We start from the raw sequence: 23,999 nt of genomic DNA on the forward strand, positions 1-23,999 counted from the left end.
CGTTGAGTAATATTGCCAGTATGCAAATTCCAAACGTTATCATCTTTTTCATTTTTTGTTATTGCTTTTCTAACCATAGGTCCACTAATATGTTGATTCCGTCTTCCAGTTCTTTCCAACCGCTCTCTTCCTGAAGTTTGAGACCATTGAAGGTAGAACAGTTTTCTTCCAGCAACGTGAGATAACTGATGGCTGCTGTAATGATAGTGGCAAGGGCTGCTATTTCTTTTTGCGGGTGTTTTGACAGTTTGCTTACAGCATCTATCAGCCAAATGCCTTTGGCTTCTCTTTTCTCGCGGAGGTCTTTTATAAAATTGTTGTCTGACGTGAGTTCCCATCTGTATAGCCGTTTCAAAGTGTAGCTTTTTCGCATTATTATGATTTGTTTCCGGAACATCTCTTTGATGAATTCACCAAGGTGGTTTTTATCCGGTAGTGCTCCGTCAAAGTTAATCCAATAATCATGTTGGCCGATATATGCTGCTATCAGACCTTCTAAAGAGTTGAAATAACGGTAGATCAACATTTTTGATACTCCGGCTTTTGCTGCTACTGCATTGATGCCTAATCCTTCGAAACCTTTCTCTTCGATTAATTCGTCTACTGCTTTGATGAGGATTAGCTCTGTTACCTGTCTGTTTTTGATAAACTCTTTTTCCATGGCTTTATATTATTGTTACTGATCGGTCACAAAAATATGTTTCTTATCGGTAACATCGAGAGGAAAAGAGAAATATTTTTCCCAAACAGCACTTTTCTACTGTTTGGGATATAATATGTTTGGGGTAAAAGGAGAATCTTTTATGCCAGGTTTACCGTTGGATTGTGTATGGTCAGCCCGCCGTCTACTACTATTGTTTGCCCGGTAATGTATCGCGCGTCTTCGGAAGCCAGAAAAGCAATTGTTGCGGCGATGTCTTGCGGTTCTCCTAAATATGGTGTCGCACATTGTCCGAGAAATACGTTCCGTATATCTTCATTCAGGTTGTTTAATGCTGCAGGTGTGAGAATCAGTCCCGGGGCTACAGCATTGCATCGTATGTTTTTCTTTCCTGTTTGTGTCGCAATGTATTTGGTCAGATTGATGACTCCTGCTTTGCTTGCTCCATAAAGAGTGCCGTTCGCATCAGCTGTAATTCCACTGACTGAGGCTACGTTCACAATATTGCCACCGCCATGTGCGTTCATTATGGGGATAACCAGTTGGGACAGGTACATGGTACAAGATAAATTAAGATGGAAAGCTTCGTCGAAGTAATCCATGTCCAGTGTCTCAATGTCGGTATCCCGTTTAGGATTTGTACCTCCTACGTTGTTTACCAATACATCTACCTGCCCGTATTCTTTTATGGCAAAGGCGATCAACTCTTTGCAACTCTGCAATTCTGTTGCAGAAAAATAGATCGGACGTACATCTGCTCCTAAAGCATTGAGTTCGGTAGCAAGTTGTTCTGCTCTTTCTTTTGAATGGTCGGCTATAACAACTTTCCCACCTTCGGATACAATGCGGCGTGTGGTTGCTTCGCCAATTCCACCGGCAGCGCCCGTGATAACGGCTGTTTTATTCTCAAATCTGTTCATATAGGATTATTTTTGAGGATTATTATCCTCAAAAACAGTTTATTGGGGAATTTGTTATCCGAATAAACCCTCTTTAGCACCATTTGCCTGACTTTAGCATCTATGTATCTTCTATTTCGCTAAATCTTTATAAGTCTGTTAAATGTTAACAAAAGAAAGGCTAAATGTTAACGTCATGGCTCTTCTATTAAACCATGTTATAAGATATCCTGTTTTGCTTTGCAAATTTGCAAAATTACCAGAAGTCCGTATCTTTGCAATGTGTTTTTCATAGTATTAGATTTAAGGTTAACAAAAGATTGGCTGTCTGGGATAGATAGCCTTTTTTTATTGCCATATATGAAGTGGTTAGCATTAAAATACTTATTATTAAATTATTGGTGAATAGGGAATTAACCGGGTGAAAGGCAGGAATAAACAAAATAGTGGATAACCTCTATTCTAATGCAAGCTGTTATGTAGGCAAAAATTAGCCTACATAAGTTTTGGTACAATCTCAAACTATCGTCACTAATAAGGATTAATTGCTTTTTATCGGCTTCTATTTGCCGATGCAGCATATTATGCTAATTGACTATCAATATTTTATGGCTTAAAAGATAGAAGGCTCAAAAATTTACTTGTTTTTTCGCCGAAAATCGAAGATTTAACGATTTTAACCTTAGTTTGTCTTCAAACGAAGGGAAAAAGAGGAAAATGGCTCTCTTTTGTTCCGAAACCTCCGGTTCGCAAAGATAAGGCATATCGGTGATTATTTCGCCGATTGTAGCTGTAAAATCAGAGATGGATTCACAGATTTTCTGGTTGTCTTTTGTAGCTTGACAAGGGCTCGAATCATATCTGTTTTGTGAGCAGGATTTCTGTGTATTTTGCAACCAAAAGAGAAAGTCGGCAGATATGGTTCGGTTCGGCTTTAGCGAAGTCATCTCTTTTCTCCCTTTGTTAGCTTTACTTTAATGCACGTATACATGAATACGAGGATAAAGTAAAGTTAGTTTTCATTTTGAATAGCCAATCTAATCTTGAGATTTGTGTTTATGTAACGAATAATATATTGTTTGTTATATGGGTGTATTGGCACTTACAAACAATATGATAACATTTACATTTTTCCAAAGCAAAATCACCTTGTCTTTCGCACTTTTCCAAAAATGCTTCTCGGAATCTGCTGCAAAGACATTGGATTCGCTTGGAAAAGTGTTGTATAATGGTTGTGATTCGTTTGAAAAAGTGTAGAACTGTTATATTGTACTTGTTTTAGCCATCTCTTCTAGTTTTGAGATTTTCCCTTTTAATACATCATTAAATAGATAGAAAGTAATATCTTTGCATATTATATGATAGGTTGACTATGGCTAAAAATACAATGGGGACTAAGCTGCCCCGAAAATTGATGCAGAAGATGTCGATTGTGGGAGAACAGATTAAACTAGCTCGTTTGCGCAGGAATTTGAGTGTGGCTCAGATTGCGGAACGCGCTACTTGCTCTCCTTTGACTGTGTCCCGAATAGAGAAAGGTGCATCAACAGTAGCAATCGGAATCTACTTGCGTGTGCTGTATGCTTTGCAACTTGACGATGATATTCTGTGGTTGGCCAAAGAAGACAAATTGGGAAAAGCTTTGCAGGATTTGAGTTTGAAGACAAGGAAACGAGCTTCAAAAAAGGTATAGATGCGTATGTTCTCCTATACATTAATTGTAATTTGTTCTGTTGGGATAAAAAACATGGTTTTAAATTTTGTGTTATGTAGTAAAAACATTATGTTTGCAATGCATAATAAATAAGGCGTATGAAATTCGTTGATAGAATAGATGAAGCAGCACGACTGAAAGATGCTCTTGCGAGAGAGAAATCCTCGTTAGTCGTGATGTACGGTCGCAGACGGCTGGGTAAGTCAACGCTCATTAAAAGGGTGTTGTCAGAAAATGATGTTTACTTCCTTGCTGACCGTTCTGAAGGGCAACATCAGAGAGTATTGCTAGCAAAAGTAATAGCACAAGTGTTCCCGGATTTCGACAAACTGACATATCCGGATTGGGAATCTATGTTTCGCGCGGTCAATTATCGAACAGACAAGCGTTTTACTTTATGTTTGGATGAGTTTCCGTATCTTGTAGAGCAATCTTCTGAACTGCCGTCTGTGCTGCAAAAACTGGTTGATGAAAAGCAGTTGAAGTATAATCTTGTGCTTTGCGGTTCGTCACAAAATATGATGTATGGATTGTTTCTTGATTCTACTGCACCTCTCTATGGTCGTGCTGATGAGATCATGAAACTTGCACCGATACGTTTGCCATATATTCAAGAGGCTTTGAGCCTTGATGCGATGAATGCCATTGAAGAATATGCTGTTTGGGGAGGTGTGCCGCGTTATTGGGAACTAAGGGAAAACCAAAATTCACTTAATGATGCTTTGTGGCACAATATCCTTTCTGTAAATGGGACTCTTTACGAAGAACCGATAAAATTGTTTCAGGACGATGTAAAGGATATTGTTAAGACTTCGACGATAATGTCTTATATCGGTACTGGCGCAAATCGGCTTTCTGAGATTGCCGCAAGATGCAATGAGCCTGCAACCAACCTGTCGCGTCCATTGAAGAAACTTATTGATCTCGGATTTTTGGAGAAAGATGTTCCGTTTGGGATTGATGAAAAGAATGCGAAAAAGAGTCTTTACAAGATAGCCGATCCGTTTATGGCGTTCTACTATCAGTTTGTTGTTCCTAATCGTTCGTTCATTGAACTTGGTCGTCGTTTACCCATAGAACAGGCTCTGACTGCTCATTACTCTGAGTATGTGAGTATGCAGTGGGAAAAACTGTGTCGGGATGCTGTCACAGGAAATCTTGTTAATGGAGTAGTTTATGGAAAAGCAAAACGTTGGTGGGGCTCTGTTCTCAATGAGGATAAGAAGCCGGAACAGGTCGAGTTCGATGTAATGACTGAATCGCTTGATAAAAAGTCTCTGTTGGTCGGAGAATGCAAATGGACAACAGGAGAGAATGACAAACAGCTAACTGCTGCACTTCTCCGCAAAGCTAATCTGCTGCCGTTTGCTAAGAACTACACCATCGTTCCGGTGCTGTTCTTTAAGAACGCTCCGAAAGATGATGCTGGGAATGCAATGTTGCCGGAAGATGTTGTTGAGTTAATGAAATAAAGGAATCTCAAATCCACTATTTGACAGAGTTATTAGATGGCAAAAAAAACAATAAATAAAGAACTTACAGGTGCACAGGACTTATATAATTTTTTGTTTGAGGCCTGTAATATAATACGCGGTCCTGTAAGCCAAGATAATTTTAAGGATTATATCACGCCTTTGCTTTATTACAAGCGGATATCTGATGTCTATGATGAAGAAACAGAAGAAGCTTTAATATCAAGTGGTGGTGATAAGGAGTATGCATCTCTGCCAGAGCAACATCGTTTTGTTATTCCTGATGGTTGTCATTGGCAAGAAGTCCGAGAGCGTACAGAAAATTTTGGAGCTGCCATAGTCGGTGCTATGAGGCAGATAGAGATAGCAAACCCAGATACATTGTATGGGGTGCTATCTATGTTTTCATCTCAGAAATGGACTAACAAAGCAATTCTCAATGATAGCAAGATTCGTGACCTGATAGAACATCTATCAAAACGAAAACTTGGTAATAAGGATTACCCTGCGGACTTAATGGGTGATGCTTATGAAATATTATTGAAGAAGTTTGCCGATGATAGTAAGGCTCAAGCTGGAGAGTTTTATACTCCTCGTTCTGTTGTGAGATTATTAGTGCATATTCTCGATCCGCAACCGGGGGAAACTGTATATGATCCTGCTTGTGGTAGTGGAGGAATGCTTATCGAAGCTATACGATATATGCACGATGATTCTCTTTGCTGTGGAAGTATATTCGGACAAGAGAAGAATGTCGTGAATGCGGCCATTGCTAAAATGAATCTATTCCTTCATGGTGCATCTGATTTTAATGTAATGCAAGGCGACACATTGAGGGACCCAAAAATTCTTCAAGGTGGTAATATCGCCAAATTCGATTGTGTTATAGCAAATCCTCCATTTTCTCTTGAAAATTGGGGAGCAACAGAATGGAGTTCAGATAAATATAAGCGCAATATATACGGTACACCGAGTGATAGTTGTGGCGATTATGCATGGATTCAGCACATGATATGTTCTATGGTTTCAGGGCAAGGTCGTATGGCTGTTGTAATGCCACAAGGAATTTTGTTCCGAAATCAAGAAACTGAAATACGAAAGCAGTTAGTCGAAAGTGATTTGATTGAAGCTGTTGTGACTTTAGGAGATAAATTGTTTTATGGTACTGGACTTTCACCGTGCTTTTTGATAATACGAAGAATGAAACCGGCTCATCATTCCGGACGGATTTTGATGATAGATGGTTCCAAAATTCTAACTCAAAAGAGAGCGCAGAATATTTTAGAAGAGAATGATATAGATAGGTTATATTCACTTTATCAAAATTACTCCGATGAAGAGGACTATTCTCGAATCGTTACATTGCAGGAGATAAGAGATAAAGAGTATAATCTTTCGCCCAATCGCTATGTGGTTTACCACAAGGAGGAAATTCGTCCTTATGCGGAAGTGTTGGCTGAGTTCAAGCACGCATATGAAGAGGTAAAGCGGTTGGAGGAAGAATTTTCATTACTCATTAACGCATAATCAATATGGCAGAAAAAGTAAAACAATATCGTCATCCGGACGACCCTATTACGCTCGATGAACTTAAAGGTTTTCTTTGGGCAGCTGCCACTCATTTGCGTGGCCAGATTGATGCGGCTGGATATAAAGAGTATATTTTCCCTTTGCTTTTTTTTAAACGCATTTCCGATGTTTATGATGAACAGTTTGAAGGTTTTGTGTGTGAAGGAGGAGTTGAGTATGCAGGTATGCAAGTAGAAGATCTCCCCATCCGTATTCCTGATGGTGCGCACTGGAGAGATGTTCGTGAGGTGACGGAAAATGTTGGTAATAAATTAGTCGAAGCATTTATTGCCATTGAGCAAGCCAATCCTGCTAAGGAAATGGATGGTAGAAAAATCGGAGGATTAGAAGGTATTTTCGGACCTAAGGATGGCTGGACCAATAAGGCGAAGATGCCTGATAATATCATTACTTCGTTGATTGAGGATTTTTCTAAATATACGTTGAGCCTAAAGGCTTGTCCTGCCGATGAGATGGGGCAGGCATACGAATACCTTGTTGGAAAGTTTGCCGATGATGCCGGAAATACTGCTCAGGAGTTCTATACGAATAGAACAGTCGTTCAACTTATGGCTGAGATACTGCAGCCACAACCGAATGAAAGCATTTATGACCCAACTTGTGGTTCCGGGGGTATGTTGGTTAAATGTTTAGACTATCTTCGCAACAAAGGTGCAGAGTGGCAGAGTGTACAGGTGTTCGGACAAGAGGTGAATGGCTTGACTTCTTCTATTGCACGAATGAATCTTTATTTGAATGGAGTTGAAGATTTTTCGATTGCATGTGCAGATACGTTGGAGCATCCTGCATTCTTGGATGGCAGCCATCTTCGTAAGTTCGACATTGTTCTGGCAAATCCTCCTTATTCAATCAAAGAATGGAATCGTGAAAAATTCATGAATGATAAGTGGGGACGTAATTTCTTGGGAACACCTCCTCAGGGAAGAGCTGATTATGCATTTCTTCAGCATATCATAGCTTCAATGAATGAAACTCAGGGAAGATGTGCGATTCTTTTCCCCCATGGTGTACTATTTCGTGATGAAGAATTAGAATTACGAAAGAAACTCGTTGAAATGGATATACTTGATTGTATAATAGGTTTGGGAGCAAACTTGTTTTATAATTCTCCTATGGAAGCTTGCATATTAATATGTAACTGCTCAAAGGCTAATAGCAAAAAGAATCGAGTTTTGATGATAAATGCTGTGAATGAAGTTACAAGAAAAAATGCAGAGAGTATGTTGTTGGCAGAGCATATACAAAAGATTGTAAATGCATACCAGCAAAATAGAGAATTGGATGGCTTCTCAAGAATTGTAAGTAATGATGAAATTAGAGAAAAGAAGTTTAATCTGAATATATCATTGTATGCATATCAAAGTGTACTACAGGATGCACTTACTGTCTCTAAAGAGGATGCTATAAATGTTTGGATTTCCTCTCATAGTCAATGTATAAATGAAATGGATGAGTTAATTAAGTTGATTAAATAGTATGGGTGTAGTAAAATTAGGTGATGTCGCTCGTGAAAGTCGACTTAAATGGACAAAAAGTAAACAGGATGTTCCTATAGTTGGTTTGGAACATCTTATCCCTGATGAAATACGTTTTGATGCATATGATATAAATACAGATAATACTTTTTCAAAAAGGTTTGTAAAGGGACAAGTCTTATTTGGTAGACGTCGAGCTTATCAACGTAAGGCTGCAATTGCTGAATTTGATGGTATATGCTCAGGCGACATAACTGTAATAGAAGCAATAGAAGGGAAAATGGTGCCTGAGTTATTGCCTTTCATAATTCAAACACCTGTATTTTTTGATTATGCTAATAGAGGCTCTGCTGGATCTCTATCACCTCGTGTAAAATGGGAGCATTTGGCTGATTATGAGTTCGAATTACCTCCATTAGAGGAACAAAAAATTCTTGCTGATAAATTATGGGCAGCCTATCGATTGAAGGAGGCCTATAAAAAGCTACTTGATGCCACTGATGAAATGGTGAAATCGCAATTTATCGAGATGTTTGGAAATCCTCTTTCTTCAAAACAGAAGAATGAGTTGAAGAGGTTAGGACAATGCTGTATTATTAATCCAAGACGACCTAACATTGCTCTTTGCGACACAGATAAAGTCTCTTTTATTCCTATGCCGGCGGTAAGTGAGGATGGATATTTGGTAGATATGGCTGACGAAGAATATGGAAAAGTAAAAAAGGGCTTTACATATTTTGAGAATAATGATGTCTTGTTTGCCAAGATTACACCTTGTATGGAGAATGGGAAAGGTGCTATTGCTTATGGACTTACAAATGGAATAGGAGTGGGATCTACAGAATTTCATGTATTGCGGCCAATTAACGGAATATCTAGTCCTTATTGGCTGTTAACATTAACACGAATGCCTATATTTCGTGAGCGTGCTGCAAAAAATATGTCTGGAACAGGCGGTCAGAAAAGAGTTAGTGCTTCATATCTGAACCATTTTATGGTTGGGTTGCCTGCGATAGAGGAACAAAGGCGTTTTGAAGCAATATATAGACAAGCCGACAAATCAAAATTTGAATTGCGTAAATCAATAGATGCAATAGATAAAGTAATTAAAAGTTTAATTAACAATTAAAATTATAGCCATATGATTGACAGAACAGTAAAATTTCCCCAAATAGGTGATGTGTCAAGTACACAATCGTATGTGCTTGTTGGGGCGAATGGTAGTGGAAAAAGTCATTTGGGAGCATGGATTGAAAAAAATAATGATAAAGTTTTACGTATCTCTGCTCAACGTGCATTATCTATTCCTGATACTATTAACATTATAAATGAAGAGGCTGCATGGAAAAATATATTCTATGGCAATCCCACTCAAACAGATAAAGGTTATAAATGGAAGTGGGGAAAAGAAACATCTACACTAGTAAATGATTATGAAAGTGTTTTATCAAGTGTCTTTTCTAGGGAGACTGATGAACTTCGAGTATTTAAGGATTTGTGCGATAAAGGGGATAAGCCCAATAGATATGAGACAATAGTTGAAAAAATCAAGATGATTTGGAACCAAGTATTACCACAAAGAGAGCTTGTTCTAGAGAAATTTGAAGCAAAAGCAAAGTACAAAGAGGAGTTATATAAGGCAGGTTCTATGTCTGATGGAGAAAGGGTTTGTCTCTATCTTATTGCGCAATGCTTAATAACTCCTGATGATTATATTATTGTTGTTGATGAACCGGAAATTCACCTTCATACATCTATAATGAAAAGGCTTTGGGGTGAGATTGAAAGGTATTGTCCCAATAAGACTTTTGTTTATATAACCCATGACTTAAATTTTGCAACCTCAAGGAAAACAGCAACCAAGATATGGGTGCAGTCATATGATGGACATGATAGTTGGGAAATTTATCAGATAGAAGATAATGATGACATTCCAGAAGCTCTTTTCTTGGAAGTATTAGGTACTAGAAGTCCCATTCTGTTTGTGGAAGGGGGAAAAACTAGTTATGATTTGCCTTTATATAAAGAAGTTTTCGGTAATTATTTGGTCATCCCATGTGATAATTGTCGAAAAGTTATAGAGTTGACAAAGGCATTTAATAATGAAAAAGTAAAGTCTTTGCACACATATGATGTAAAGGGGTTAATTGATCATGACTTTTTAGCTGATATTGAGAAAGATAGTTATCTAAAACAGAATATATATACATTGGATGTGTTAGAAGTGGAGAACTTATTTCTCATAGAACCTTTGATTAAACTTGCGGCCAAGCAAATAGGTGATAATGAGAATGAAGCATTTCAAAAAGTAAGTGATTTTCTTTTTGAACAAATGGAGCAAGGTAAATATGACATAGTCAACTCTATTTGTATAAAAGAAATAAGACACAAACTAAATTGTTTTTCATCTAAAGGCAATAAAGGCGAAGATATACAAAACGACTTAAATAATCATATTTCTGAAATTGATGTAAATGCGATATTTGTTCAGACTGAAACAAATATCTCAGATATTATTGCAGAAAGGGATTATAAAAAAATGTTGAATGTGTTTAACCATAAGGGAATGTGTCAACGAGTTACTGGTATAATCGGTCTTAAAAAGAAATATCCGCAAGTAGTACTTGATTTGATAAAAGGAGAAAAACGAGATGAGATTATAAGTGCATTATTGGGATACTTGCCAAAGATTGATTGAATTTAAGTTATTCCCTTAGAATAAAGAGCTTAATAAACGGCTAGAATAGATAGATACGTTGATACTGCAGCTTAATTGGATAACTAATTTATTAATAATATGATAGAGAATCTGATTAATGACATAGAGCAGGCTATGCTGGGAGTTTTAAACAACGAGCAAATGAGTCAATTGCGAAAGGTATTGGATTATACTTTTCGTGATATCAACGTATCTTCTAAGAACAATGAAGAGTGTAGTGGAAATAGTGAGTTGATAGATATCTTTTTATCGGCCAAAAGAGTTGAAGGATGTTCGGATAAGTCGATGCACTATTATCGAAGTACGTTAAATAATGCAATCAGGAAAATAGGAAAAAATATTCGTCATATTACGACGGATGATTTGCGTAGTTATCTAAATGACTACCAACTAACAAGTGGGGCAACAAAGGTTACGGTAGACAATATACGTCGCATTTTGTCAAGTTTCTTTTCATGGCTTGAGGATGAAGATTATATTGTCAAGAGCCCGGTACGTCGGATTCATAAAGTAAAAGTCGGGAAAACAGTCAAAGAAACATACTCCGATGAAGCTTTGGAACAAATGCGAGACCATTGCGAAGGCATTCGCGATTTAGCCTTGATAGATTTGTTAGCTTCTACTGGTATGCGTGTCGGTGAGTTGGTCAAACTTAATAGGAACGATATAGATTTTGAAAATAGGGAATGTATCGTTACCGGTAAGGGAGATAAACAACGCCGAGTTTATTTCGATGCTCGTACAAAGATACATTTACAACGTTATTTTGCAGAGCGGATAGATGATAATCCGGCTCTGTTTGTCTCGTTATTAGCACCTTATGACCGCCTACAGATAAGTGGCGTGGAAATTCGGTTACGTCGATTGGGACGTGAATTGAATATTCCTAAGGTACATCCTCATAAATTTCGTCGAACGTTGGCAACAATGGCGATAGATAAAGGTATGCCTATAGAGCAGGTGCAGCATCTCTTAGGGCATCAAAGTCTTGATACAACATTGCAATATGCTATGGTGAATCAGACAAATGTAAAAATGTCTCACCGTAAATTTATTGGATAGTATGTCGCAATTTATCGAGATGGTGGGTGATCCAAGAAACAACCCGAAAGGCTGGCCAACAAAAAGACTTTCAGAATTGGCAGAATATTCCATAGGCTTAACTTATAAGCCCGAACAAATTTGTGATGATGGTACCATTGTGCTTAGGTCTGGTAACATACAAGATGGGAAAATATCCTTTTCAGATATTGTCAGGGTTAATGCGCCAATCAAAGAAAGCCTCTTCGTGAAAGAAGACGATATCCTGATGTGCAGCCGTAATGGAAGTGCTTCACTTGTAGGTAAAGTGGCTATGATTCCCGACATTAATGAACCAATGACTTTTGGTGCGTTCATGACTATAATACGTTCTGCCGAGGCAAAATACTTGTACCTCTATTTCCAATCTCAAGATTTCAGAGAACGTGTTAGTGAGGGAAAGTCCTCAACAATGAACCAAATCACGCAAAAGATGCTTGATAAAGTCGAGGTTCCCTTCCCCGACAAAGATGTTCGAGAGACTTTATCGGCCATCGCCTCTCAGGCAGATAAATCAAAATTTGGCGACTTCAAATCGCAATTTATCGAGATGTTTAAGGGCGATAATCAAGTACCTCTTGGAGATATTTGCAATATCGAGAAAGGTGCTACGATAACAAGAAATGATGTTCTACCTGGAGAAGTTCCTGTCGTGGCAGGAGGTCAAGAACCTAGTTGCTATCATAATGTTGCAAATCGAGAGGCTGGTGCAATAACTGTTAGTGCATCTGGCGCTTATGCGGGATATATTAACTTCTGGAATTGCCCTATATTCGCTTCTGACTGCAATACAATCATCTCTAAAGATGATGAGAAAACCGATCAGACTTTCGTATATTTTGGTTTAAGGGCTATGCAAAAACAAATATATGGTTTGCAAAAAGGTGGTGCTCAGCCACATGTGTATGGAAAGGATTTGCAGAAATTTATGTTTCCATGCCCATCCTATGCAAAGCAGATCGAGTTTTCCAAGATGGCAAAACAAGCCGATAAATCAAAATCTGTCATTCAAAAAGCTTTAGTATATTTGAATGACATACAGAGTGACGAATTAAGGAAAATCGCTTAATTATTAAATTGATAACAATAAAAATCATAGATATGTTTAACGAAGACAATACAGTGGAGCAAATGCTCATAGAAGCTGCAACCCAAAGTAGTTGGCAGTATGTAAAGTCACAGGATATACCTCGTAGTTCTGATTCTGTCCTTGTTGAATCATGGCTATTGGAAGCTCTTGTCAGGTTAAATCCAATAACACGTCAACAAGCGGAGCAAGTTATTTATAAACTCCGTGCTGCTATTACTTGTGGAGGTAATTATGATGAATTGGTGACTGCCAATGACCGTTTTCGTACATTGTTATTTAATGAAAACACAGAGCCTTTTGGAAAGGATGGTGAATATATACCTATCAGATTCTTTAGCGAAGATGCGGTCGAAGATTATTGTGTAGTGACCAATCAATGGGAGTTTCCACGTAGTTCTGTTGAAGGAGGTAAACGTTTGGATTTGGTTTATCTGATAAATGGAATTCCGGTTTGTGTTGGTGAAGTAAAATCTCCTGTTCGTCCTCAGATAACATGGGCTGACGGAGCCATTGATATGCTGCATTACGAAAAGAGCATTCCAGAAATGTTTGTTCCGAATATATTAACCTTTGCTACAGAAGGCAAAGAACTTCAATATGCCGGCATCTGTGCCCCTGTTGACAAATGGGGACCTTGGTTTAAAGATGAAAGTCGTCAGCATGGTACAATAGAGTCGGTTAAAAGTAACGTAATGGGGTTGGCTCAACCAAACCGACTGCTTGACATATATCGTTACTATAGTGTTTTTACAGGAACATCATCAGGCAAAAAAATAAAAATAGTTTGCCGTTATCAACAATATCTAGGTGGTGAAGCTATTGTTCAGCGTGTCTTAAACACATATCGTGAGAAACAAGGTCCGAAGAAAGGTCTTATTTGGCATTTCCAGGGTTCGGGAAAATCATGGTTGATGGTATTCGCTGCCCAAAAATTACGTTTGCAGAATGAATTACATGCTCCCACTGTTGTTATCGTTGATGACCGTATTGATTTGGAAGATCAGATAACGGGCGATTTTACTCGTGCTGATATTCCCAATATAGAACCTGCAAAGACAAAAGAAGAGTTAGTTGCATTTTTCAAGCAGGATCAGCGCAAGATTTTGATAACGACAATTTTCAAGTTCGGAGATGTTGATAGTGTACTGAATGAAAGAGATAATATCATTTTATTGGTAGATGAAGCACACCGAACTCAGGAAAAGGATTTAGGACAAAAAATGCGCAGTGCACTACCTAATGCATTTTTCTTTGGCCTTACCGGAACGCCTATCAATAAACGAGATAAGAATACTTTTCAATCTTTTGGAGCTGATGAGGATTTAGAGAAAGGTGGATATATTTCAAAGTATACTTTCCAAAATTCTGTTGAAGATGGAGCTACGCTTGAATTGAATTTCCAAACAGTGCCGGTAGAGATGCATCTTAACGAAGCTCAATTACAAGAAGAGTTTGATGAACTGACCGATCAAATATCAGAGGAAGAAAAGAACGAATTAGTAAAACGAACTTCTGTTGAAGCATTTTTTACAGCGGAGAAGCGAATTAACGATGTCGCACGTTATATTGTAAATCACTTCAAAGAGTATGTAGAGCCCACTGGAATGAAAGCTCAAGTCGTGGTATATAACCGAGACTGCTGTGTGAAATATAAGAAAGCGATTGATGCTCTTTTGGGTTCGGAAGATGCAACCACTATCGTTATGCATACGGCTGGCGATAAAGCTGATGAGTATAAGGCATACTGTCGTGATAGAGAACAAGAAAGAAAACTTCTTGACCAATTCCGTGATCCATTGTCACCGATTAAAATGGTGATTGTCACTTCAAAGCTGTTGACAGGTTTTGATGCTCCAATTTTGCAATGTATGTATCTTGATAAACCAATGAAGGATCATACGTTGTTACAAGCTATTTGCCGTACGAATAGAAAGTACAATGTTGATAAGAAATGTGGTCTGATTGTAGATTTCGTTGGTGTATTTGATAATGTAGCCAAAAGCCTTGCTTTTGATGAGGAGACGGTAAAAACGGTTGTAAAGAATATTGATGAGATAAAAGTGTTGATACCTCAATTTTTGCAAGAGTGTATTGACTTTTTCCCTGGTGTAGACCGGACAATCGGTGGTTGGGAAGGTTTGCAAGCTGCCCAGCAATGTTTACTTGATGAGTCTACAAAAACGAATTTTGCAAAACATTTTTCACGATTGGCTAAAGCTTGGGAAACAGTAAGCCCGGATGCAATGCTGGCTGCTTATCAGGCGGATTATACTTGGCTGGCTCAGGTATATCAAAGTGTACGTCCTGTTAGTACCGGAGGATCACTCATATGGACTTTATTGGGTGCTAAAACCATTGAAATCATTCATCGTAACATTGATACAATTGATATTGGGACTCCACTTGAGGATCTTGTGGTAGATGGAGATGTAATTGATATGGTGTTGGAGCAAGCCAAAGACAATCCTAAAAAGATATTGGAAGTGGAAAAAATGCTTCGTTTGAGGTTAGGAGAGCATCATGGAGACCCTAATTACAAGGTATTTGCTGAGAAGTTGGATGAACTGCGCCGTCATATGGAGGAGAATCTTATAACTAGTATTGATTTCCTCCGAGGATTGCTCACCCTTGCCAAAGAAGTGCTTGAAGAAGAAAAAAACTCAAATCAACCTCTTGACAAGAGGGAACAAGCTAAAGCTGCTCTTACGGAGTTGTTTGAATCAATTAAAACTGAGGATACACCTATCATTGTAGAACGTGTAGTTGCTGATATTGATGAAAATGTAGTAGCTATTGTACGTAAGTTTAAAGATGCTTTTAAAAGCATTACAGCTCAGCGAGAGATAAAAAAGAAACTACGTTCTATTCTGTGGGTTAACTACCAGATTAAAGATCAAGAAGTTTTTGATAAGGCTTATCAGTATATTGAGATGTATTACTAATCGGTTGATAAAATGAATTTGTTATGGCTGTTGAATCACACGATAAGAAACTTGATGACCTCCTAAAAATGGTTGAAGAAGGTAAGGCTCAATTACCCGACTTTCAACGTAGTTGGGTTTGGGATGACACGAAGATATGTAAACTAATAGAAAGTATCACATCTGGTTTCCCAATGGGTGCAGCGATGTTTTTGGCTAATGGTGGTGAGCATATCCGTTTTAAGTATCGCACATTTGAGGGAGTGAATTCTATATCAGAAGTTACACCTGAGTGGCTTGTGCTCGATGGACAACAGCGACTCACAACCTTATATCAGGTCTTGAAGAGTAAGAAAGCAACTAATACTCGATTAGAGACCAATCGAGATACAATTATCAAACGCTATTATTATCTAGATATTCGTAAATGTCTAGACTCTACTGCGGACAGATTGGAAGCAATCATATCTGTATCAGAGAAGAAACAGCTTACAACAAATATTGGTCGTGATGTAACGCTGGACTTATCCACAAGAGAGAAGGAATTTGAGAACCTGATGTTTCCCCTAAATATTACGTTTTCTCATAATGATACGGAAGATTGGCATTATGATATGGAAGACTATTACAAAGGTGATAGAGAGTATAGAAATTTATTCCGTGATTTCTCCCAGCAGATTCTTCGCCCAATTTTAGAGTATAACATACCTATAATTCAGCTTGATAAAGAAACCCCGAAAGAGGCTGTTTGTCAGATTTTTGAGAATGTAAACACTGGTGGTGTACCTCTTACGGTTTTCGAACTCGTCACAGCTACATTTGCTACTGAAGGACATGAATTGAGAAAAGATTGGGAGACCATTCGTCATATTTTTGCTCAAAAAGTAAATGGCGAGCTATTGAAAGAAATCACTGGTGCTAATTTTTTGGCGGCAATGACTCTGTTGGTATCATATTATAAAAGAGTGGTTTCAGGTGATGATGAGCGTGTGGCTGTAACATGTAAGAAAAAAGACATTCTTAGGCTTGAATTGAAAGATTATTTGAAGTATCATGATGCTTTGATTAAAGGTTTCTGTGATGCAGCTGATTTCTTAGTACATCAGGGGATTTTCCGTTCCAGAGATCTTCCATATTCGTCACAACTTATTCCACTTGCTGCAATCTTTGCATACGACAACGAAAATAAAAAAATGTTGCATCTTGGAAGCAAACAGGAATTATTGTCTCGTTGGTATTGGTGTGGCGTAATGGGTGAACTATATGGCGGTGCCAATGAAGCTAGATTTGCAACTGATATAATGGGCGTATTTCGTTGGATGGAAGGTGGTGAAATGCCAGAAACTGTATATCGTTCCAATATACAACCAACTCGTTTATTGACTATGCAGACTAGGAATAGTGCAGCGTACAAAGGTATTATGGCACTTATCTTACAAGACTCACCGCTTGATTTTATGACAGGGCATCGTATGGATATAGCATCTTACATTGATGAAGATGCTGATATTCATCATATATTCCCTCAAACTTATTGCGAGAAAAATAAACTTCCACGTATAAAATGGAATTCTGTCATTAATAAGACTCCAATTTATGCATCTTCCAATCGCTCAATAGGAGGACATGCACCAAGTACCTATATAGGTACTATGGCTAACAAAGGATTAGACCAACTTAAGATTCAAGAAGCAATAGAATCTCACAAGGTAAATTATATTTATCTTTCATCAGATGATTTTGATGCTTATTTCATAGATCGAGCAATCAAGTTATTGAATCGTGTAGAAAAAGCAACAGGAAAAGTAGTTACCGGTCGAGATAGTCAAGAAACTGTGGATGCTTATGGGGTTAGTTTGCTTTAACAAGATTGTCATTTTAAATAGCTAATAAATTCTGTAAATAATATTTATCGTATCTATGGTAATAACTGAACTACATATAGAAAATATAAAAGGATTGCAAAATTTTGAGTTAAAGCAATCTATTCAACCTAATCGTCCTAATATTTTAGTTGCGCCTAACGGCTTTGGAAAGACTTCTTTAGCTATAGCATTTAAATCTCTTAAAAATAGTAAATTAGATCTTGATGAAAGTAGTTATTATAATGGAGATAATTCTAATAAACCTATTTTAAGATTAAAGTTAAGTACAGGAGAAAATTTAGAAGCAGATGACAGTCATAACTCTATATCAAGTAAATTTGATATATATGTGATTAATTGTCAGCTTAAACCTAAAGCTACTGCTCAACGATATGGTGGTAGAACTATAGCAAGAGCTTCGAACGATATTAGTCCGACTGTAATGATCCAAACTATTCCCCCAAAAATAAACTTTGATTATTCACTTCCTAGGAATAAACGAGATTTTGGAATTAATGGAAAACTATTAACAGACATCTCCAATATTTATAGTCAGTATAACTTAATAATACGTATCTCTGAGAATATAAATTTTGAAGAGTTTAGTTTGGTTCGTTTTAAAACTCCTTTTAATGCAATAATAGCGAAAATTAATAGTATCGATAATAGAAAAACAGCCCACAGTATTAAGGATGAAATTATTAGAGAGAATATTATAGATATCAATAATCAAGAGTTAACTAATTTATGTGATATAATAAGACAAAATTCAGCATTTGATAATATAGTAGATGTCTTTCTTGTCGCTTGGCAAATTATTCATGTTAGAAATAGCATGGGAGTGAATTATAGAAAAGCTTTGGCGTACGCCAACTTTCTAAAAAAACAAGTAGAGATAGACTCAACTCTTGAAAAGATAAATCCTGTAAGTGATAGATTTGAAATTAAGTCTGCAATCAAAGATCATTCTTTAATAATTGAATGGCCAAAAGCTAATATGATTTCTAATGGTCAACGTGATATTCTTACTTTTATATCTAGGTTGATGGAATGTCATTATAAGGAATCAAAAGCTTGTATCCTTGTTATTGATGAATTCTTTGATTATTTAGATGATGCAAATCTTGTCGCATTCCAGTATTATATATCCACATTAATTGATAGTTATAGAAAAAATAGGAGAATTATATTCCCTATTCTACTTACTCATATTGATCCTAATTATTTGAAACATTTTTGTTTTAATGATAAACGGTTGAATATATGTTATCTAAAAAACTACAAGGGGAAAATTAGTGATAAAATGGCTCAATTTATAGGTGCAAGGGAGAATTTATTAATTAAAAATGCCGTAGATACATATTATTTACATTACCATCCTAATATTGATACGATTGATATTACGGAAGAATTTAAGCAGTTGTCTCTTAACCTTGATTGGGGAACACCAAGAATGTTCAAAAAGAAAGTTGATAGAGAATTGCGAAAATATTTATTAGAGCCAGGTAAGACATATGACCCGTTGGCGGTATGTGTCTCGATTAGAATTAAGATAGAAGAAAATGCTTATAATTATATTGATGCTGATGCCCATAAACAAGAGTTCCTCATTACACATGGTACAACCGAAAAACTTAATTATGCTCATGACCAAGGAATTGTAGTTCCTGAAACCTATTATTTACTAGGTATTATTTATAATCACCCATTACACATTGCTGGTGATAATGATATGTCAAAACAGCTGAGTATGAAATTAGAGAATGAGACTATAAAAAGTATGATTAGACATTTATGGGAGTAGTTTTTTCAAAAAGCTATATGTGTTGCATCATTTTTTAGATCTACCGTTTTTTTATCATATTCTATTTAGTTAAGCTCCTTATTATGTTACAAGAAATACAATTCATATTATACAATCTTCCGGAAAAGGAAGGAAAGGTGCAGGTAATCATCAGGGATGAAACCCTTTGGTGTACCCAAAAGGCGATGGCTCAACTTTTTGGCGTGGATAGAACGGTTGTTTCCAAGCATCTCAAAAATATATTTGAGTCAGCTGAGTTACAGCAGGATTCAGTATGTGCAAAATTTGCACATACTGCCGAGGATGGCAAGATATATAACACACAATTTTATAATCTTGATGCTGTTATCTCGGTTGGTTATCGTGTAAATTCACTACAAGCTACTCGTTTCCGTCAATGGACTACGAAAATCCTGAATGAATACATTAAAAAAGGGTTTGTTCTTAATGATGACCGTTTGAAGCAAGGTGAAACGGTGTTTGGGCAGGATTATTTTCAGGAGTTGCTTGAACGGATACGTTCCATCCGTGCCAGTGAGCGTAGGATATGGCAGAAGATTACGGATATATATGCTGAGTGTAGCATTGACTATGACAAAGACTCGCCAACAACACACGATTTCTATGCGATGATTCAGAATCGGTTTCATTATGCAATTACAGGGCAGACGGTAGCCGAAATTGTGTATCACAATGCGGATCATGCCAAAGAGCATATGGGTTTGACTACTTGGAAGAACTCTCCCAATGGACGTATCTTAAAATCGGATGTTACTGTTGCAAAGAACTATCTGCCAGAGAAAAAGATAAAGGAATTGGAGCTTGCTGTATCAGCATTCTTCGAATATATTGAAAACCTTATTAGACGTCGGAACACTTTCAATATGGAGCAATTCTCTGAAAGTGTAGCTAAGTTCCTCTCATTTATGGATTATCAGATTTTGCCAGATAAAGGACGTATTTCTGCTGTTCAGGCAAAAGCCAAGGCGGAACAGGAATATGATATTTTTAATCTTACTCAACCGATTGATTCTGATTTTGATAAGCAAATCAGAGGGGTGTTAGAGCAAGGGGAGTAAAAGTTAGCTTTTGACACAATACAGAATAAAGTCTCAACCGATAGCAATCCCTATCCGATTGAGACTTTTCGTTTATTTGCCTCTATCCGAAAACTTCTGTATAACTACAGCTATACCAATCCCCAAAACAGCCATAAGAATACAACCAATAACAGCCTTCCAAATCAATCCGGAATGCAAAATCTCTGCATTAGCCACTATCATGCACACGAAAAAAGAAGACAGAGCGACTACAATGATAATCAAAATGTAGAATGCGGTAGCCGGGATATGGATAGCATTGTCGGCTTTCTTTATTCTCCGCTCGGCTTCCTTGCATTTGCTTTCAATCTGACCAAGAAAATTGCAGAGAAGTGTTGCTCCAAATTCAACTGCCAACTTCTGCATTTCTTCAGAAATGATAGGTTTGCACTCTCGTATAGAGCCGGACAGATTTTCAACTTCTGTTCTCAGCTTATATACATTGTCATTCAGGCTGGCAAGTTCCTTGGCATTTATATCGAGTAGCCGTTTTTCTTCTTCCAGATATTCATTCTTGGGAGTGGTTTTTATGGATTCCACTTCACTCATTTCTGCGGAAAAATCGAATTTCTTTTTCATGTTTGGCTTCATAGGCTTATCGTTTTAGTCCTGTTTTCGGTTTCTTCCCTAACGAACGACTGGCAGCACGAGCGCATCTGCGTGCCCATTGTAAGTCGTCTTCGTCCTTGTCTCTCCACGGGAGATCGCTTTGTGAACCTCCGCCACCTCCACCGGTTGTTACATTGGGGGTATCTATCAGTCCGACAAATATAGCTACAGCCATATCGGTAAGTTCCTGACAGTTGGCAATAAACCTGTAATCAAATTCGTCATTGAAACAGTCAAGTACTTTTTCCGGGATATAGAATTTGTAATCCTTGCCTTCATGACTGAGGGCATAGGAAATCATATCCTGACTATATGTGAGATATTGGGTATAGTCAATAGGGGCAACCTTCTGTATCGCTGCCTGTTGAACGGTTGGGGGAGTATTATTGCTAATGACGGTAGCTGGCTGATGGTGCAGTTTCTTCCATGTCGCAGGAAGTTTCGAGACCATCAGGTTCCTGCCGATTCCCAATTCGGAAGCTTTGTATTTAGTGTTCCCATTCATGAGGGCATAACCACGAAGAATACCTTTCTTGTCCTCCCTTTCATGGACGGTATAACCTTTCTGTATAAGAGCATTCTTGTATTCATCCCATGACCATGATGACATTGCTTTCAATACATTCATGCAGTCTCGGTTCACTTGTGGAATGTTTCGATTTCTGATTTGTGCCGCAGTCGTCCAGCCTCGTTTCTTTGCCACTCGTTCGGCAGCACGTTGCGCCCGAAGATGAATGTTGTGGTCATTGTTGATGTTGCCGTTCTCATCCAGACGGCAGACCGCAGCATGTAGATGGGGAACTTCGCCTTTGGATTCCGTATGAAGCCAAACCGAGTACTTGCTGCCTGCCAAATTGGTCGGATAGGAACGGACTTTTCCATCCTTGCCGGTAATCACCTGTTTGTCGAACTCCTCGGCGAAATCTTGCCAAAGATTTTGCCAATCTTCGATGTCATAGAATTGGGTATGTTCGGGCGATGGACTCAGCTCGATTCTGATAACGGAGTTCTTTATCGGTTGATGCTGGGATAGGGTCAACTGCATGGAGTTCCATATCCCCATAGCATCCGGTTCTGAGGACAACAGATTATCCAATACCCGATAGATTTTCTCCGGATGCTTCTTATGCTGTGATTCGCCGGTAATGTAACGGAGGTCGTTTATGCCGTGCGATATGGCTTTGGCTTTCGCAATCATTCTTCTTCGGATTTAGGGGTGGACGGAATTTTGTTCTTCTCTTTTACAGCATTCAGGAACTGGCAGATATTTTCAGCCACATTACCTAATTCTTTCAGCCAGCCCACCATAAACGGAACCTGATTGAACATTGCCATGCGCTGCTTTGTGGACATTCCGTGTAGGGCGGAGGTGTATTTTACGAGGTCTGACCGACAATCGTCCAGATTCTGTAACAGTACCGCTTCTTCTTTCGTGAGCCTTGCTTTTGGCTTGAAGTTATACGCACGTGATAATATGTAGTCACTTACAGTCATGCCGCATTGTCCGGCCAGTGATTTTATATGCTCCTTCTGAGTAGGAGTGACTTTTGCTCCGATGAAGACACTTCTGGTTTCTTTCGAGGAGTCCGATGTATTTTCAATATCTTCTTTCATCTGAATCGTTTTATAATGGTTGAATAGGTGCGAGCTTGCGAGTACCGCACCGGCGAGGGAACTGAGCAGGCGAGAGCGCCAATGTACAACCGTAACGTAGTGAGGTTATACCTTGGCATATCTCGCAACAGTTACCTGTTGATGCTTCACGGCAAGCCATATCGGTTGCGTATAGTGAACTGGCACTCGGATAGGAAACATAGGATGATACTAGCCTCTAAAAGAGGGGAGAATATGAATATCTCACATGATGTCTTCCTCCGACTTTGCTTTATTCTTATATATACGCCCCAACAATAAAGTAAAGTTGAACTCAATAATGGTATTCTGGATTGAAGGCATAATCTTTCCCTTCTTTTATAACCATTTGTTTGTCGCTGAGCAATGTTGCGACCTTTACCGCCTTGTTATAACCGAGTTTTATACCCTGTAATCCGTAACCCTCTTTCAAGCGTTCTATATAATCATCGTAATTGTTGATGTTGCCATTGGCAAAAACGGCATCCAATGCTGGACGATGTACATTCTTTGGAATCTCCTTGTCTGGATCGAACGGTCCTTTGGTTGGTCGTCCGGTCTTCTTCTCTTTTGGCAGATAGGACTCTACTGGTTCGGGCATGGCTTCCTCGTTTATGCGGAAGGCGAAAGGCTCAAACTCACGGTCACGGATATGGACGGCTTCGACCACGCTTACAGTCTTGTCCTCTTTGTCCACTTCGACCTGCATGATGGTTTCTGCTTTGTTGTTGAGTTCCGTGCCGATGTGACCACGGGCATGTTCATCATTCTTGTTCTGATGCAAGACGGTATGGATATGGATTTGCCTGTCATCCGTCCACTGCATGAATTTGGAGATGATGTCGGTGGATTCGCTGGAGGAATTGATGTCGTAAAGGAAATCACGAATGCCATCTATGATGACCAATCCCAAATCCGGTATTGTGCCAATGGCCTGTTCGACTATCGCCAGACGTAGTTTAGGGGAAAACTTGCGCAGAGCCAGCATAATCAGATTATCCGGATTCTTGTATTCCGGCAAGTCGGCCAAACGTAAGATGCGTTTCAATACCTGTTGGCAATGATACCGCCCCTGCTCTGTGTCTATATATAGAATCTTCCGCTTATTCTCAGGGAACATAGACCGGTAATGAAGAACGGTGCTGCCACTCAATGCCGATGCGACAATGGCTGAAACGTTGAAAGTTTTCTTGCTTTTGGCTTTCCCGATGGAAGCGCTGAAGTTTCCCAATGTTCCGATAACAGTATCGTCCACCATCAGAATCACCGGGGAGTGTTCGTATGTACTTGTTACGCTTATTGTTGACTCCGCCATATAAGCGGCCAATTCTTCCGGAGAAAGAATAATAGTGTCCGTCTTTTCCATCG

Annotated in this window: 18 protein-coding genes; 12 read left to right on the top strand and 6 right to left on the bottom strand. The window is 38.4% G+C overall.

Features of this window, described 5'->3' with window-relative positions; translation table 11 throughout:
• Positions 1-58 precede the first annotated feature (58 nt).
• The gene (locus tag KO473_RS09465; protein WP_005807998.1) at positions 59-661 is read right to left on the bottom strand and encodes a TetR/AcrR family transcriptional regulator; all 603 of its coding nucleotides are present in this window, start codon (positions 659-661) and stop codon (positions 59-61) included.
• 140 nt (positions 662-801) lie between these two features.
• Positions 802-1,581 (bottom strand): SDR family NAD(P)-dependent oxidoreductase, encoded by a 780-nt coding sequence (locus KO473_RS09470; RefSeq protein WP_005821471.1) that lies wholly within the window; start codon positions 1,579-1,581, stop codon positions 802-804.
• A gap of 1,351 nt (positions 1,582-2,932) precedes the next feature.
• Here KO473_RS09470 and KO473_RS09475 point away from each other — a divergent pair.
• From KO473_RS09475 to KO473_RS09530, 12 genes are all read left to right on the top strand, one after another.
• Positions 2,933-3,253, top strand: coding sequence for a helix-turn-helix domain-containing protein (locus tag KO473_RS09475; RefSeq protein ID WP_082709292.1), 321 nt, complete (start codon positions 2,933-2,935; stop codon positions 3,251-3,253).
• Positions 3,254-3,372: 119 nt separating this feature from the next.
• On the top strand, positions 3,373-4,746 hold the full coding sequence (locus KO473_RS09480; RefSeq protein WP_216035106.1) for an ATP-binding protein: 1,374 nt from the start codon (positions 3,373-3,375) through the stop codon (positions 4,744-4,746).
• Between the two features lie 36 nt (positions 4,747-4,782).
• The gene (locus KO473_RS09485; RefSeq protein ID WP_060385797.1) at positions 4,783-6,273 is read left to right on the top strand and encodes a class I SAM-dependent DNA methyltransferase; all 1,491 of its coding nucleotides are present in this window, start codon (positions 4,783-4,785) and stop codon (positions 6,271-6,273) included.
• Between the two features lie 5 nt (positions 6,274-6,278).
• Positions 6,279-7,811 (top strand): class I SAM-dependent DNA methyltransferase, encoded by a 1,533-nt coding sequence (locus tag KO473_RS09490; protein ID WP_151858005.1) that lies wholly within the window; start codon positions 6,279-6,281, stop codon positions 7,809-7,811.
• Between the two features lies 1 nt (position 7,812).
• Positions 7,813-8,940 carry a restriction endonuclease subunit S gene (locus KO473_RS09495; RefSeq protein ID WP_117940958.1) on the top strand — a complete coding sequence of 376 codons (1,128 nt, stop codon included), beginning with the start codon at positions 7,813-7,815 and terminating at the stop codon, positions 8,938-8,940.
• 12 nt (positions 8,941-8,952) lie between these two features.
• Positions 8,953-10,509: a DUF4435 domain-containing protein gene (locus KO473_RS09500; RefSeq protein ID WP_151858007.1), complete on the top strand. Its 1,557-nt coding sequence runs from the start codon at positions 8,953-8,955 to the stop codon at positions 10,507-10,509.
• Positions 10,510-10,608: 99 nt separating this feature from the next.
• Complete coding sequence (xerA, locus tag KO473_RS09505) at positions 10,609-11,592, top strand: site-specific tyrosine recombinase/integron integrase (protein ID WP_009018084.1); 984 nt, start codon at positions 10,609-10,611, stop codon at positions 11,590-11,592.
• A 1-nt stretch (position 11,593) separates the two neighbouring features.
• The gene (locus tag KO473_RS09510; protein WP_216035107.1) at positions 11,594-12,679 is read left to right on the top strand and encodes a restriction endonuclease subunit S; all 1,086 of its coding nucleotides are present in this window, start codon (positions 11,594-11,596) and stop codon (positions 12,677-12,679) included.
• Positions 12,680-12,711: 32 nt separating this feature from the next.
• The gene (locus KO473_RS09515; RefSeq protein WP_216035108.1) at positions 12,712-15,642 is read left to right on the top strand and encodes a type I restriction endonuclease subunit R; all 2,931 of its coding nucleotides are present in this window, start codon (positions 12,712-12,714) and stop codon (positions 15,640-15,642) included.
• A 23-nt stretch (positions 15,643-15,665) separates the two neighbouring features.
• Entirely contained in the window at positions 15,666-17,486 is a 1,821-nt protein-coding gene (locus KO473_RS09520; protein WP_060385801.1) for a DUF262 domain-containing protein, read from the top strand.
• A gap of 55 nt (positions 17,487-17,541) precedes the next feature.
• A complete protein-coding gene (locus tag KO473_RS09525; protein ID WP_060385802.1) occupies positions 17,542-19,290 on the top strand; it encodes a hypothetical protein in 1,749 nt (582 codons plus the stop codon).
• 83 nt (positions 19,291-19,373) lie between these two features.
• Positions 19,374-20,369, top strand: coding sequence for a virulence RhuM family protein (locus tag KO473_RS09530; RefSeq protein ID WP_060385803.1), 996 nt, complete (start codon positions 19,374-19,376; stop codon positions 20,367-20,369).
• A 72-nt stretch (positions 20,370-20,441) separates the two neighbouring features.
• Here the strand turns inward: KO473_RS09530 and KO473_RS09535 are convergent, their stop codons facing one another.
• From KO473_RS09535 to KO473_RS09550, 4 genes are all read right to left on the bottom strand, one after another.
• Positions 20,442-20,981 (bottom strand): hypothetical protein, encoded by a 540-nt coding sequence (locus KO473_RS09535; RefSeq protein ID WP_224200231.1) that lies wholly within the window; start codon positions 20,979-20,981, stop codon positions 20,442-20,444.
• A gap of 4 nt (positions 20,982-20,985) precedes the next feature.
• Positions 20,986-22,197 (bottom strand): relaxase, encoded by a 1,212-nt coding sequence (locus KO473_RS09540; RefSeq protein ID WP_117940962.1) that lies wholly within the window; start codon positions 22,195-22,197, stop codon positions 20,986-20,988.
• The gene (locus KO473_RS09545; protein WP_060385806.1) at positions 22,194-22,613 is read right to left on the bottom strand and encodes a hypothetical protein; all 420 of its coding nucleotides are present in this window, start codon (positions 22,611-22,613) and stop codon (positions 22,194-22,196) included. The genes KO473_RS09540 and KO473_RS09545 overlap by 4 nt, the downstream gene beginning before the upstream one ends.
• 313 nt (positions 22,614-22,926) lie before the next feature.
• Positions 22,927-23,997, bottom strand: a complete 1,071-nt coding sequence (locus tag KO473_RS09550; RefSeq protein WP_057097644.1) for an AAA family ATPase — start codon at positions 23,995-23,997, stop codon at positions 22,927-22,929.
• Positions 23,998-23,999 lie beyond the last annotated feature (2 nt).

The sequence above is a fragment of the Bacteroides sp. HF-4919 genome, from assembly GCF_018860125.1.

What these genes read in the sequence shown, in the direction of transcription:
- KO473_RS09465 (WP_005807998.1), bottom strand. Translation starts at nt 661, where the DNA reads ATGGAAAAAGAGTTTATCAAAAACAGACAGGTAACAGAGCTAATCCTC.
- KO473_RS09470 (WP_005821471.1), bottom strand. Translation starts at nt 1,581, where the DNA reads ATGAACAGATTTGAGAATAAAACAGCCGTTATCACGGGCGCTGCCGGT.
- KO473_RS09475 (WP_082709292.1), top strand. Translation starts at nt 2,933, where the DNA reads ATGGCTAAAAATACAATGGGGACTAAGCTGCCCCGAAAATTGATGCAG.
- KO473_RS09480 (WP_216035106.1), top strand. Translation starts at nt 3,373, where the DNA reads ATGAAATTCGTTGATAGAATAGATGAAGCAGCACGACTGAAAGATGCT.
- KO473_RS09485 (WP_060385797.1), top strand. Translation starts at nt 4,783, where the DNA reads ATGGCAAAAAAAACAATAAATAAAGAACTTACAGGTGCACAGGACTTA.
- KO473_RS09490 (WP_151858005.1), top strand. Translation starts at nt 6,279, where the DNA reads ATGGCAGAAAAAGTAAAACAATATCGTCATCCGGACGACCCTATTACG.
- KO473_RS09495 (WP_117940958.1), top strand. Translation starts at nt 7,813, where the DNA reads ATGGGTGTAGTAAAATTAGGTGATGTCGCTCGTGAAAGTCGACTTAAA.
- KO473_RS09500 (WP_151858007.1), top strand. Translation starts at nt 8,953, where the DNA reads ATGATTGACAGAACAGTAAAATTTCCCCAAATAGGTGATGTGTCAAGT.
- xerA (WP_009018084.1), top strand. Translation starts at nt 10,609, where the DNA reads ATGATAGAGAATCTGATTAATGACATAGAGCAGGCTATGCTGGGAGTT.
- KO473_RS09510 (WP_216035107.1), top strand. Translation starts at nt 11,594, where the DNA reads ATGTCGCAATTTATCGAGATGGTGGGTGATCCAAGAAACAACCCGAAA.
- KO473_RS09515 (WP_216035108.1), top strand. Translation starts at nt 12,712, where the DNA reads ATGTTTAACGAAGACAATACAGTGGAGCAAATGCTCATAGAAGCTGCA.
- KO473_RS09520 (WP_060385801.1), top strand. Translation starts at nt 15,666, where the DNA reads ATGGCTGTTGAATCACACGATAAGAAACTTGATGACCTCCTAAAAATG.
- KO473_RS09525 (WP_060385802.1), top strand. Translation starts at nt 17,542, where the DNA reads ATGGTAATAACTGAACTACATATAGAAAATATAAAAGGATTGCAAAAT.
- KO473_RS09530 (WP_060385803.1), top strand. Translation starts at nt 19,374, where the DNA reads ATGTTACAAGAAATACAATTCATATTATACAATCTTCCGGAAAAGGAA.
- KO473_RS09535 (WP_224200231.1), bottom strand. Translation starts at nt 20,981, where the DNA reads ATGAAGCCAAACATGAAAAAGAAATTCGATTTTTCCGCAGAAATGAGT.
- KO473_RS09540 (WP_117940962.1), bottom strand. Translation starts at nt 22,197, where the DNA reads ATGATTGCGAAAGCCAAAGCCATATCGCACGGCATAAACGACCTCCGT.
- KO473_RS09545 (WP_060385806.1), bottom strand. Translation starts at nt 22,613, where the DNA reads ATGAAAGAAGATATTGAAAATACATCGGACTCCTCGAAAGAAACCAGA.
- KO473_RS09550 (WP_057097644.1), bottom strand. Translation starts at nt 23,997, where the DNA reads ATGGAAAAGACGGACACTATTATTCTTTCTCCGGAAGAATTGGCCGCT.